Consider the following 11,339-nt stretch of genomic DNA (forward strand, 5'->3'; position numbering starts at 1 on the left):
ACCTGACAAGCACGTGGAGGCCACTGTGACCGCCGAGTCCCCCTCGTCCACGGTCCTTTTGAAGGAGCTGGAGCCGGTCGTTGAGACGAACCTCAACCGCCACTTCGCGACAGCCAAGGAGTGGTTTCCGCACGAGTACGTGCCGTGGAGTCAGGGCACCGACTTCGACGGGGTGCTCGGAGGGACGGCGTGGGACGTCGAGCAGTCCCAGCTCTCCGAGATCGCGCGGACCTCGCTGGTCGTCAACCTCCTGACCGAGGACAACCTGCCCAGCTACCACCACGAGATCGCGACCCTGTTCGGCCGCGACGGCGCGTGGGGCACCTGGGTGCACCGGTGGACGGCGGAAGAGGGCCGGCACGGCATCGCCATCCGGGACTACCTGCTCGCGACGCGCGCGGTGGACCCGATCGCCCTGGAGCGGGCGCGGATGGTGCACATGTCCACCCCGTTCATCAACACCTACGACGACACCGCGATCCACTCGATCGCCTACGTCTCGTTCCAGGAGCTCGCCACCCGGGTCGCGCACCGCAACACGGGCAAGATCAGCGGCGACCCGGTCTGCGAGCAGCTGCTCGCCCGGATCGCCCTGGACGAGAACCTGCACATGGTGTTCTACCGCAACCTGCTCAACGCGACGTTCGACCTCGCGCCGGACGTGGCGATGCGCGCCGTCTACGACGTGGTCAGCTCGTTCCAGATGCCCGGCAACGGCATCGAGAACTTCGGCCGCAAGTCGGTGCAGATCGCGATGGCCGGCATCTACGACCTGCGGATCCACCACGACGAGGTGGTCATCCCGGTGCTGCGCAACGTGCGCGCGTTCGACCGCACGGGCCTGGCCGGCGACGGCGAGAAGGCCCGCGAGCAGCTCGCCGCGTTCATGGCGACCCTGGACGGCCAGGCGAGCCGGTTCACGGAGAAGCGTGACGCGCTCAACGCGAAGAAGGCGGCCCGCGCGGCGGCCTGAGCCCCGAAACGCACGACCGCCGGGTCACCCCAGTCCACGGGGTGACCCGGCGTTCCGCGTCCCAGGGCCACGATCCGGACCCCTCATCCGGGTACGCGGCGCGCGGGGCCCCGTACCCCCATGGTCACGGAAAGTAGTTTTTGAATTACTTTTTGCCGGATATGTGCCCTGACCAGCAGCTCCGCTGGGGCACTCCCATAAGGGCACCAACTCCCGTGAACCAATCTCGCCTCTTGTGGAGAGACACTGTTAACTAGACCGGTGTCCACAGGAGGCTCCAGTGATCCGCACCCGCCCCCCGGGGATCCAGGGGTGAACGGCGTCGCGTCCTCCGAGTGCACCGACGCGCAGATGATCGAGGTCTCCCTGCGGGACTCCGAACAGTTCGCCGCACTCTACGACCGGCACGCCGACCAGCTCTACCGGTACGCGTACCGGCGGGTCGGCCCCGGCGTCGTCGAGGACATCGTGGCCGACACGTTCGTCGCCGCGTTCCGCCGCCGCGACAGCTACGACCTGGCCTGCCCCGACGCCCGCGCCTGGCTGTTCGGCATCCTGACCAGGGAGATCGCCCGGCACCTCCGCCAGGAGAAGGCCCGCTACCGCGCGATGTCGCGGGCCTTCACCTCGGCCGAGGAGGAGGACCCGGCGCTGCGGGTCGTGGCGGACGTGGCCGCGACCGCCCTGCGCGGGGAACTCGCCGCCGCGCTGGCCCGGTTGTCCGCCGGCGACCGGCACGTCCTGTTGCTGATCGCCTGGGGGGACCTGACCTACGAGGAGACGGCCCGGGCCCTGAACATCCCGATCGGCACCGTCCGGTCCCGGTTGAACCGGGCCCGCCGCCGGGTGCGGTACGCACTGGGCAACAGCAATCCGATGAGCACCAGCGAGGAGCGAGGGTGAACGAGCAGGACATGCTCCAGGATCTCGGCGACCTCCTGGACCCGCCCAGCCACACGCCACCGGCCCGGCTGCGCGAACGGGTGCTGCGGGCCACGGCCCAGCCGGCTCCGCGCCGCAGGGGCTGGTGGGGGTCACTGGCCCGGCCCGGCGTGGACGGTGGGCGCGACCCGCTCGCCCCGAAGGCCGGCGGCCGACGGCCGGCCCCCTGGCCCCGGCGGCTCGCGTGGGCCGCCGGTGACACGCTGTCCGGATTCGGCCCGCGCCGGCTCGGCTGGCGTTTCGCCCTGGTCGGCGGGCTGGCGGCCGTGATCGCGGCGGGCATGTTCGTCGTCCAGACCTCCACGGTCGGCGGCCTGCCCCCGGTGGCCAACGCCGAGGCGGGCGCCGTGCTGCACGGGGCGGCGGACTCGGCCCGCCAGGACCCGGAACTGACCGCCCGACCCGACCAGTACGTGTACGTGGAGTCGGTCACCTGGTACCCGAAGGAGGGCGAACCCGGCCAGACCACGGTCCGGACCTGGCTGTCCGTCGACGGTACCCACGACGGCCTGGTCTCCTCGGGTCTGCCCGACCGGACCGGCGCCGCCGAGCACCCGCTGCCGGGCTGCCGCGACGGCCGGGCCGCCGAGTGGGAGCCGGGCGGCACCCTGTCCCCGGACCGGACCCGGCCGTGCACCCCCGAGCCCGGCTACCTCGCGGAGGTCCCGGTCGACCCGGTCCGGGCCCGCGCCAAGCTGTACGAGGACACCGAGGGCGACGACCGCGACCAGCAGGCGTTCGCCGCCGTCGGGGCCCTGCTCACCGGGGGCTACGTGGCCCCCGCCGCCCGGGCCGCCCTGTTCACCGCCGTCGCGACCATCCCCGGGGTGCAGGTCGTCCGCGACGTCGCCGACGCTGCCGGCCGGCTCGGGGTCGCCGTGGCCCGCACGGAACGCGGCACCCGCTACGAACTGCTCTTCGACCCGGCCACGTACGCGCTCCGGGGCTGGCAGCAGCGCCCCGTCGACGGCTCGATGGACATGCGGATGCTGCGGCCGGTGGCGTTCGTGCGGGTGGCCGTGGTGGACCGGGCCGGGCAACTGCCGTAGGCCGCGCCCGGGCCTACGGCCAGTACTGGTCCGGGCTGTTCGCCGTGAAGATCCACCGGCCGCTGCAGTCCAGGAAGTCCACGCTCGTGTACCCGCGCCCCGAGCCCGACACCGGCTCGCTGTCGAGCGGGTAGTGCCCGAGGCTGTACGTGTCGACCGTGTACTGGTACTTCGGCTGGCCGTTCACGAAGATGAACACGTTGGCCTTGCACTGCCCCCGGGTCCGCGAGTTGAGGTAGAAGTCACCCCACAGCGCCTTCGACCGGTAGCTGACGCACGGCCGGGCGTCGGAGACGTTCACGCAGCCGCCCCCCGACGCGGCCACCGCCGCACCGCCCGCGGGCTGGGCCACCGGGTGCTGCCCGGCCGGCCCGGTCACCGAGTGCGGCTTCGGCTGGTCGGCCCCGCGCAGCACGGTGACCTGGTGCGCCGACCCGGGGGCGGCGTGCGCGGGGGTCGGGACGACGAGGGCCGCCGTCGCGACACAGAACGCTAGTAGTGCGACGCGGGGCTTAGACATGTGTCCTCCAGGAGGGCGGGCGCGGCGTGCGCCAGGAATCCTATCTGGACCCGCTCAGGATTTCCGCCGCTCCGGCCATCAGGTACTCCGCCACCACGTCCACGTGCCGCGCCCGCCAGTCGGCCAGCGGCGTCCCCCGGACGTCGTGGTTGAACGCCCCCACCGGGGAACCCGTGGCCACGTCGAGGGCCGCGAGCGCGTCGCGGACCTCGTCGGTCGCACCCGCCTCGGGAGTGGGGTGGTTCACAGAACCGGCGACGACGAAGTCCGCGCCGAGCACGAACGCGGCCGCGACCCCCTCCCGGGTACCGAGCCCGCCTCCGTAGCCGATCCGGGTCGGGGAGCCGAGGCGGTCGCGCAGCCGGACGAGGGCGAGGAGGTGCGCGACGTTGCCGCCGAGCACGGCGATGTCGGTGGCCACGGGGAGGAGGTCGGTGGCGGGATCGGCCCGGGCAGTCCTGCGGGTGGGGCCGGACGGGTCCAGCCCGGTCCAGGTACCCGGCTCCGGGGGCAGCAGGAACGGCAGCGCCGCCGCCGGGGACGCCACGTTGACGAGGAGCTGGCGGGGGCCGGCGGCGAACCGGTACCGCAGAAGATCCGGGGTGGGTCGGGTGTAGCCCGTCGCGTCGACGCACCGCACCCCGGCGTCGAGATAGCGGTCCACCAGCTCGGACTCGCGCTCGGCCGGCAGCTCCATCCCGAACGGCGTGTCCCGCAGCTCGTCCAGCGCGGCGACCACCGCCGCCAGGGGCATGTGCTCGGCGCCGTAGAAGCCGAGCAGTCCGGCCTTGCCGAGTCGCAGGCACAGGTCCACGGAGGTCACCGCCGAGGGCAGCGCGCCGGCGAGGTAGGAGTACCGCACGCCGTAGTCCGCACGGAACGCGGCACTGCCCAGGGCCACTGTGTTGGTCATGCCCACAAGAGGAACATGTCCGGATTGTGGACCGTGGTCGGGGTGCCCGGGCGTGGGTACAGTCGAGGGCATGGTCATGCGGGCGACATGGAACGGCACGGTCATCGCGGAGTCCGACGACACCGTGGTCGTGGAGAGCAACCACTACTTCCCCCGGGAGTCCGTGCGCTGGGAGCACCTCACCGACAGCGACACGCACACCAGCTGCCACTGGAAGGGCCTCGCGTCCTACTACTCGATCACGGCGGGCGGCGAGACGAACCCGGACGCCGCGTGGTTCTACCCGGAGCCGTTCGAGGCGGCGGAGCAGGTCCGCGACCGGGTGGCGTTCTGGCGCGGCGTCGAGATCGCCCCGGCCTAGCCCCGGCCACACCACCGACACGGCGAGCCATCCGCGCAGGCGACACGGCGAGCCACCCGCGCAGCTCCAGGCCCGGCCAGTCCCCCGTGCCCGCTCCGTCCCGGAAACGGCGCCGTTCCCCGGTCGCCGGGAGCCCCGCCATGCCCTAGGGTTCCTGGCATGCGTAGCGGAACCCTGCCGGTAGTCGTCCTGGCCCTCGCGGCCCTCACCACGGCCGCGTGCGGCACCGACAACGCCCCGGCGTCCCCCGGCTCGCTCGCCGACAAGGCCGCGTGCACCGTCGAGGACGTGAAGGTCGGCGGCGAGCCCGGCAAGCGCCCGACGGTGACGATCCCGGACACCTGCGCCCCGCCGACCACGCTGCTGATGAAGGACCTCACCCCGGGCAGCGACCCGGTCGTGAAGGCCGGCGACGCCGTGGACACGAACTACCTCCTCGTCACCTGGTCCAACAAGAAGGAGGTCGACGCCTCCTGGAACCGCGGCCAGACCTTCCAGGTGGCCCCGGTCGGCCAGGCCCGGGTCATCGACGGCTGGAACGAGGGCCTGATCGGCATGAAGCAGGGCTCCCGGCGGCTCCTGATCATCCCTGCGGACAAGGGCTACGGCCCGGACGGCAACAGCGGCATCAAGGGCGGCGAGACCCTGGTCTTCGTCGTCGACGCGGCCAAGGTCACCCCGGGCGCATAACCCCGCAACCCCCTCGACGGGTACGCCGGGCCCGCGCCCACCCTCCAGCCCGGCAACACCGCTCCCCCGCCCCGGCCCGGTCCCGCGAACTCAGCCCGGCGCTACCCGGCGACCGGGCCGGCCCAGCGGTCAGACGCGCAACGGACTCGGCAGTGGCTCACATCACCCGGATACGACCCACACCGCTCGGGCCAGCTCCACCCAGCGCCCCGACCTGGCGCCGCACCATTGACGCAGCCCCGCCCGGCCGACCCGGCCCCCGATCCGCCACCGCCCGCGAGCCGCCCGTCGGCCCCGGCTAGTCGAGGTAGCCGTGGCGGACCGCGTACAGGGCCGCCTGGGTCCGGTCCTGGACGCCGAGTTTCGTCAACACCGCGCTGACGTGCGTCTTCACCGTCTTCTCCGCCAACCCGAGCTCCCGGGCGACCTCCCGGTTCGAGTGCCCCCGGGCGAGTTCCACCAGGACCTGGCGCTCCCGGGCGGTGAGCCGGGCGTCGGGGGTCGAACGCTCCCCCAGCGCGAGCAGCTGTGCCACGTCGGGGTGCAGCAGCACGTGCCCGGCGTGCACGGCCCGGATCGCGGCGGCGAGCGCGGGCGGGTCGATGTTCTTGTACACGTACCCGGCGGCTCCGGCCCGCATCGCCGGCAGGACGGCCGAGGGCTCGGTGAAACTGGTGATGACCAGCACCCGGGCGGGGTTGCCCCGTTCCCAGAGCCCGCGCAGGGCGGCGACGCCGTCGGCCCCGGGCATCTTCAGGTCGAGGACGATCACATCGGGCCGCAGGTCGTCGGCGACGGCCACGCACTCGTCGCCGTCGCCGGCCTCGCCCACGACGGCGATGTCGTCCTGGAGCTCGAGGAAGGTGCGCAGGCCCTGGCGGACGACAGGGTGGTCGTCGACGATCATGACCCGGATCCGGTCACCGGCCATCGCGCGCCACCTCCGCCCAGATCGCGTCACCGGCCATCGTGGGCAGCTCCACCCGCGTCCCCTCACCGGCCACCGTGGGACGTCTCCGCCCGGGCCCGTCACCGGCCATCGTCGGGCACCTCCACCCGGATCGTCGTGCCGCCGGCCCCGGACGTCACGGTGAACTTCCCGCCGGCGGCCCGGGCCCGCTCCCGCATCGAGGCGAGCCCGAGCCGACGGGTGGCCCGGCCGGCCTCGGTGGGGTCGAAGCCCCGGCCGTTGTCGGAGACCAGCAGGTGGACGACCCGGTCCCGGGCGAACAGCGCCACGTCGACCAGGGCGGCCCCGGAGTGCCGTAGCGCGTTGTGCAGCGCCTCCTGGGCGATCCGGAACACGGCCTCCTGCTGCGGCGGGGACAGGCGCGGCAGGTCGCCGGCGGAGAACCGGACGTCGGCGTCGTGCACCCGGTCGAGCAGTTCGACGTGTTTGCGGAGCGCGAGGGCCATGCCGTCGCCGGCCAGTTCGGCGGGGAGCAGGCCGGTGACCACGGCGTGCAGTTCGTCGACGGCCTCGGCGGCGAGTTGGCGGACGGTGGCCAGCTGTTCGGCGGCGCGCGCGGGGTCGCGTTCCAGCAGGGTGCTGGCGGCGTCGGCGGTGAGTCGGAGGCTGAACAGTTTCTGGGTGACGGCGTCGTGCAGTTCCCGGGCGATCCTGGTCCGCTCCTCCAGGATGGACAGCTCGCGGCCGCGTTCGTACAGCCGGGCGTTGACCAGGGCGATCGCGGCGTGCGCGGCGAGCAGGGTCAGGAGTTCGGAGTCGGCGGCCGTGAACCCGCCGGGCTTGTTGGCCAGGTACAACCCGCCGAGGATCTCGTCGCCGTCGGTGATCGGCATGCCGAGGAAGGCGGTGAGGTCGGGGTGCGCCGCCGGCCAGTACCCCTCGAAGCCGGGGTGGTCCTTGATGTTGTCCAACAGGACCGGCTTCGGGTCGTGCAGCATCACGCCGAGCACCCCGTGCTGGCGGGGCAGCGGGCCGATCGCCGCCCACTCGGCGTCGGTGATCCCGTCGACCACGAACTCGGCGAACGAACCGGCCGCGTCGGGGACGCCGAGTGCCGCGTACTCCGCGCCGAGGAGTCTGCGGGCCGACGTGACGATCGTCTGCAGCACGTCGCGGGCGGACAGGTGCGAGGTGACGGCGAGGACCGCAGCGCTCACCTCGCGCAGCTCCGCCCGGTCCAGATCGCTCATGCCCTCACCGTACCCACCAGCTCGGACGTCCGGATCGGCCCTGGGACCTACGACCTAAGTCCCATCCCGCCGTCGCCCGAAGTCCGATGGCGGGCGCCGCGCGCCGCCATAGCGTCGGAGGCACACCAACCCCAGGAGGTACGCGATGTCCGTCGCCATCATCACCGGCGCTTCCCGTGGCCTCGGCCTGGCACTCGCCACCGGCCTCGCCGACGCCGGCTGGCGCCTCGTCCTGACCGGCCGGGACGCCGACACCCTCGACGCGGCGGTCCGCCGGTTGCCGGCCGGCGCGGCGGTGGCCGTGCCCGGCGACGTCACCGACTCGTGGCACCGGGAGTCGGTGCTGGCCGCCTCCGAGGAGCTGGGCGGGCTGGACCTGCTGGTCAACAATGCCGGCATCCTCGGCCCGAGCCCGCTGCCGCCGGTCGCCGCCACCCCGACAAGCGCACTTCGCGAGGTGTACGAGGTGAACGTCCTCGCCCCGCTCGCCCTCGCCCAGGCCGCCCTCCCGACGCTCCGGGCCCGCGCCGGCACCCTGGTCAACATCAGCTCCGACGCGGCCGTGACCCCGTACGAGGGCTGGGGCGGCTACGGCTCCGCGAAGGCCGCGCTGGACCTGCTCAGCGCCGTGCTGGCCGTCGAGGAGCCCGGGGTGCGGGTCTGGTGGGTCGACCCGGGGGATCTGCGCACCCGGATGCACCAGGACGCGTTCCCGGGCGAGGACATCAGCGACCGGCCGGAGCCGGAGTCCGTGGTGCCCGCGTTCCTGAAGCTGCTCGGCGACCGGCCGGCCTCGGGTCGGGTCCGGCTCGCATGAGGGCGCTGTGGCTGCCGTACTCGACGGCGGACCTCGACGCGGCCACCCGGTTCTACACCGGGCTGGGGCTGACCGGGGTGGACGGCTGGGAGCGGGACGGGGAGCGCGGGGTGGTGCTGCGGGTGCCGGGGGCGGCGTTCATCGAGCTGGTCTCGCCCGGGCCGGCCACGACCTGGTCACCTGGGCCCGCCCCGGCCCGGATATCAGGACCGACTCCGACCTGGGCACCCGTTCCCGCGGCATCCGGACCGGCGGCCACCTGGACGGCCTGGACGGCCCCCAGCCCACCTCCGGCACCCGGGTCGACCACCCCGGTCCCTCTCGCCTTCGAGTTCGACTCCCGCGCCGCCGTCCACGCCGAACACCGCCGCCTGGGCGGGCGCGCCCCCGGCCGGTACCCCCGAGGGCATTTCGGGTTCGATCTCGCCGGCCCCGACGGCACCCCTCTGATGATCTGGAGTGAGACGTGACGGTCCTGGATTTCGTCCTGCCCGCCGAGCTGGAGGCGCACGACCCGCCGGAGGCCCGGGGCCTGACCCGCGACGGGGTCCGGCTGCTGGTCGGCCGCAGGGCCACCGGCGAGGTCGGCCACCACCGGTTCACCGACCTGCCCGACCTGCTCCAGCCCGGGGACGTGCTGGTGGTGAACACGTCGGCCACCATGCCGGCGGCCGTGCGGGTCCCCGGCTCGGACCTGTCGGTGCACTTCTCCACCGAGCTGCCCGACGGCCAGTGGCTGGTGGAGCTGCGCCGGGGACTGGCGCAGTACTCGGCGGCCCGGGCCGGCGACGTCCTGGCCCTGCCCGGCGGCGCGACGGTCACCCTGACCGCCCCCTACTCCCGGGGCCGCCTCTGGCACGCCCAGGTCACGACGGACACCGGGCTCAGGACGGACACCCCGATCTCCGACTACCTGCGCGAACACGGCCAACCCATCCGCTACGGCTACGTCCCGCGCCCCTGGCCCCTCGCCTCCTACCAGACGGTCTTCGGCACCGAACCCGGCAGCGCGGAGATGCCGAGCGCCGCCCGCCCGTTCACCCACGAGCTGGTCACCCGCCTGGTGTCCGCCGGTGTCCTGATCGTCCCGGTGCTGCTGCACACCGGCGTGGCGTCGCCGGAGGCGCACGAGCGGCCGTACCCGGAGCGGTTCGCCGTCAGCGAGCACACCGCGCGGGTCGTCAACCAGGCCACGGGGCGGGTCCTCGCGGTCGGCACCACGGCGGTCCGGGCCCTGGAGAGCGCCGCCCGCCCGGACGGCACGGTCGCCGCGAAGGCCGGCTGGACCGATCTGATCATCACCCCGGAGCGCGGGGTCCGGGTGGTCGACGGCCTGCTCACCGGGCTGCACGAGCCCCGCGCGTCGCACCTGGACATGCTCGCCGCGATCTCCGGCACCGCCCTGCTCGACCGGGCGTACACGGAGGCGGTGGCGGCCGGCTACCTCTGGCATGAATTCGGGGACCTGAACCTTCTCCTCCCCTAAATTGCATCTGTCCACCGAGGACCCACTTTGGAGCGTTAACGCCTCCCTATTGGGGGCGAACCCTTGACACCATTCGACCCGGCAGAGTTCCATTTTGCTATGTCGCGTTTTCTTTCCGAGAACCGAGAACGACAGTAGTGAATACATGGAGGTCCCGCCGATGAGTACTGGCCCCGTGGTGGTGGTCGGTTTCGTGGTTGCCCTGCTCAAGACCATGGAAACGTTCCAGCCGGCCGACTCCGTCATCTTTGTCGACGAGCCTGACGTGTTCCGAAAGAAGGACGCCGCACCAAAAGTCGCGGACGCCCGTTGCGTCGCCGACACGATCGAATTCGAATACTTCAATCTGCCCGCCGCGGCGGACGAGTTCTTTCACCGGTACCGTGACCTGAACCCGTCCATGGTCATTCCGGCCGTCGACTACGCGGTGCCGTTCGCCGCCCGGCTCGCCGAGCGCTACGGGGTGGCCGGCGCGACGTACGGCGCGGCCGCGCTGCTCCGGGACAAGGAACTGCTCCGGCTCGTGGCCCGCGCGGCCGGGATCGCCAACCCGGCGTCCGTGCCGGTGGCCGGCCCCGACGAGGTGCGCGCGTTCATGGCCGCGCACCCGGGCCCGGCGATCCTCAAGCCCGCCAACCGGCAGGCCGCGATCGGTACCCGGATCCTCGCCGAGTCGGCCGAGATCGACGCCGGCTGGACGAACTGCCTCGACCAGGACGAGGGGATCGCCACCCCGGACCGGGCGATCCCGCTGCGGATGCTCGTCGAGGAGTACGTCAAGGGCGAGGAGTTCAGCGTCGAGATGGTGCTCCGTGGGGGCGCGCCGCTGTTCGCCAACGTCACGGGCAAGGCGCTGATCCCGGGCCCCAAGCCGGTGGAGAACGGGCACATCGTGCCGGCGGACATCCCCGCCGAGCTCACGGCCGCCCTGAACGCCGAGACGGTCCGCCTGATGGACGCCGTCGGGTTCGACACCGGCTTCGTGCACTGCGAGTGGATCGTCCGCGACGGCACGATCTACCTGGTCGAGTGCGCGGGCCGGATGCCCGGGGACATGATCATGGATCTGATCCGCGAGGCCTGGTCCTTCAACATGGTCGAGTACTACTTCCAGGTGATGCGGGACGAGACCCCGTCCCGGGAGGTGCCCGCCGAGGCGCCGGCCGGAGCGGCCATCTGGTTCCTGCACACCGAGCCCGGCGAGGTGCTCAGCGTCGACGGCCTGGACGAGGCCCGCGAGCAGCCCGGCGTGCTCCAGGTCGACATGCTGGTCCAGCCCGGCGGCCGGGTGCACGAGCTGCGCAGCTCGTGGGACCGGGCCGGCCTGGCGGTGGCCCGGGGCGAGTCCCCGGCCACGGCGCTGGCCGCCGCCCAGGACGCGATCGACACCCTGAAGGTCAAGTTCGTCTGACGGGTACGAGCGAAAGG

The 11,339-nt window shown here is 72.9% G+C and carries 13 protein-coding genes; 9 read left to right on the forward strand and 4 right to left on the reverse strand.

Annotated features, from left to right (window positions below; translation table 11 throughout):
* Positions 1–25: 25 nt before the first annotated feature.
* The 3 genes from AB0M43_RS28900 (at position 26) to AB0M43_RS28910 (ending at position 2,964) form a co-directional block, all read left to right on the forward strand.
* Complete coding sequence (locus AB0M43_RS28900) at positions 26–973, forward strand: acyl-ACP desaturase (protein WP_363728929.1); 948 nt, start codon at positions 26–28, stop codon at positions 971–973.
* A gap of 312 nt (positions 974–1,285) precedes the next feature.
* Positions 1,286–1,876, forward strand: coding sequence for an RNA polymerase sigma factor (locus AB0M43_RS28905; RefSeq protein WP_363728930.1), 591 nt, complete (start codon positions 1,286–1,288; stop codon positions 1,874–1,876).
* On the forward strand, positions 1,873–2,964 hold the full coding sequence (locus AB0M43_RS28910; RefSeq protein WP_363728931.1) for a CU044_5270 family protein: 1,092 nt from the start codon (positions 1,873–1,875) through the stop codon (positions 2,962–2,964). Before AB0M43_RS28905 ends, AB0M43_RS28910 begins: the two co-directional genes overlap by 4 nt.
* 13 nt (positions 2,965–2,977) lie before the next feature.
* Here AB0M43_RS28910 and AB0M43_RS28915 read toward each other — a convergent pair whose 3' ends face one another.
* Together AB0M43_RS28915 and AB0M43_RS28920 are read right to left on the reverse strand one after the other, a co-directional pair.
* Positions 2,978–3,484 carry a hypothetical protein gene (locus AB0M43_RS28915; RefSeq protein ID WP_363728932.1) on the reverse strand — a complete coding sequence of 169 codons (507 nt, stop codon included), beginning with the start codon at positions 3,482–3,484 and terminating at the stop codon, positions 2,978–2,980.
* Between the two features lie 40 nt (positions 3,485–3,524).
* Entirely contained in the window at positions 3,525–4,397 is an 873-nt protein-coding gene (locus tag AB0M43_RS28920) for a hypothetical protein (protein WP_363728933.1), read from the reverse strand.
* Positions 4,398–4,473: 76 nt separating this feature from the next.
* On the opposite strand from AB0M43_RS28920, the gene AB0M43_RS28925 reads away from it, so the two are divergent.
* On the forward strand, positions 4,474–4,758 hold the full coding sequence (locus tag AB0M43_RS28925; RefSeq protein WP_363728968.1) for a DUF427 domain-containing protein: 285 nt from the start codon (positions 4,474–4,476) through the stop codon (positions 4,756–4,758).
* A gap of 159 nt (positions 4,759–4,917) precedes the next feature.
* Complete coding sequence (locus AB0M43_RS28930) at positions 4,918–5,448, forward strand: FKBP-type peptidyl-prolyl cis-trans isomerase (RefSeq protein ID WP_363728934.1); 531 nt, start codon at positions 4,918–4,920, stop codon at positions 5,446–5,448.
* A 298-nt stretch (positions 5,449–5,746) separates the two neighbouring features.
* Here AB0M43_RS28930 and AB0M43_RS28935 read toward each other — a convergent pair whose 3' ends face one another.
* Together AB0M43_RS28935 and AB0M43_RS28940 are read right to left on the reverse strand one after the other, a co-directional pair.
* Entirely contained in the window at positions 5,747–6,379 is a 633-nt protein-coding gene (locus AB0M43_RS28935; protein WP_363728935.1) for a response regulator transcription factor, read from the reverse strand.
* 98 nt (positions 6,380–6,477) lie between these two features.
* Positions 6,478–7,608, reverse strand: coding sequence for a GAF domain-containing sensor histidine kinase (locus tag AB0M43_RS28940; protein WP_363728936.1), 1,131 nt, complete (start codon positions 7,606–7,608; stop codon positions 6,478–6,480).
* Positions 7,609–7,753: 145 nt separating this feature from the next.
* Here AB0M43_RS28940 and AB0M43_RS28945 point away from each other — a divergent pair, with 145 nt between their 5' ends.
* The 4 genes from AB0M43_RS28945 (at position 7,754) to AB0M43_RS28960 (ending at position 11,322) form a co-directional block, all read left to right on the forward strand.
* Positions 7,754–8,425 (forward strand): SDR family oxidoreductase, encoded by a 672-nt coding sequence (locus AB0M43_RS28945; protein ID WP_363728937.1) that lies wholly within the window; start codon positions 7,754–7,756, stop codon positions 8,423–8,425.
* A complete protein-coding gene (locus AB0M43_RS28950) occupies positions 8,422–8,895 on the forward strand; it encodes a hypothetical protein (protein WP_363728938.1) in 474 nt (157 codons plus the stop codon). The genes AB0M43_RS28945 and AB0M43_RS28950 overlap by 4 nt, the downstream gene beginning before the upstream one ends.
* On the forward strand, positions 8,892–9,911 hold the full coding sequence (locus tag AB0M43_RS28955; RefSeq protein WP_363728939.1) for an S-adenosylmethionine:tRNA ribosyltransferase-isomerase: 1,020 nt from the start codon (positions 8,892–8,894) through the stop codon (positions 9,909–9,911). The genes AB0M43_RS28950 and AB0M43_RS28955 overlap by 4 nt, the downstream gene beginning before the upstream one ends.
* Positions 9,912–10,071: 160 nt before the next feature.
* Positions 10,072–11,322 carry an ATP-grasp domain-containing protein gene (locus AB0M43_RS28960; protein ID WP_363728940.1) on the forward strand — a complete coding sequence of 417 codons (1,251 nt, stop codon included), beginning with the start codon at positions 10,072–10,074 and terminating at the stop codon, positions 11,320–11,322.
* Positions 11,323–11,339: the final 17 nt, after the last annotated feature.

This window comes from Longispora sp. NPDC051575 (assembly GCF_040681875.1).
In the GTDB taxonomy this organism is placed as follows: domain Bacteria; phylum Actinomycetota; class Actinomycetes; order Mycobacteriales; family Micromonosporaceae; genus Longispora.

Excerpts from the sequence above, each read along its gene's own strand:
- AB0M43_RS28945 (WP_363728937.1), top strand. The coding sequence starts at position 7,754 with ATGTCCGTCGCCATCATCACCGGCGCTTCCCGTGGCCTCGGCCTGGCA.
- AB0M43_RS28935 (WP_363728935.1), bottom strand. The coding sequence starts at position 6,379 with ATGGCCGGTGACCGGATCCGGGTCATGATCGTCGACGACCACCCTGTC.
- AB0M43_RS28920 (WP_363728933.1), bottom strand. The coding sequence starts at position 4,397 with ATGACCAACACAGTGGCCCTGGGCAGTGCCGCGTTCCGTGCGGACTAC.
- AB0M43_RS28940 (WP_363728936.1), bottom strand. The coding sequence starts at position 7,608 with ATGAGCGATCTGGACCGGGCGGAGCTGCGCGAGGTGAGCGCTGCGGTC.
- AB0M43_RS28925 (WP_363728968.1), top strand. The coding sequence starts at position 4,474 with ATGCGGGCGACATGGAACGGCACGGTCATCGCGGAGTCCGACGACACC.
- AB0M43_RS28950 (WP_363728938.1), top strand. The coding sequence starts at position 8,422 with ATGAGGGCGCTGTGGCTGCCGTACTCGACGGCGGACCTCGACGCGGCC.
- AB0M43_RS28960 (WP_363728940.1), top strand. The coding sequence starts at position 10,072 with ATGAGTACTGGCCCCGTGGTGGTGGTCGGTTTCGTGGTTGCCCTGCTC.
- AB0M43_RS28915 (WP_363728932.1), bottom strand. The coding sequence starts at position 3,484 with ATGTCTAAGCCCCGCGTCGCACTACTAGCGTTCTGTGTCGCGACGGCG.
- AB0M43_RS28930 (WP_363728934.1), top strand. The coding sequence starts at position 4,918 with ATGCGTAGCGGAACCCTGCCGGTAGTCGTCCTGGCCCTCGCGGCCCTC.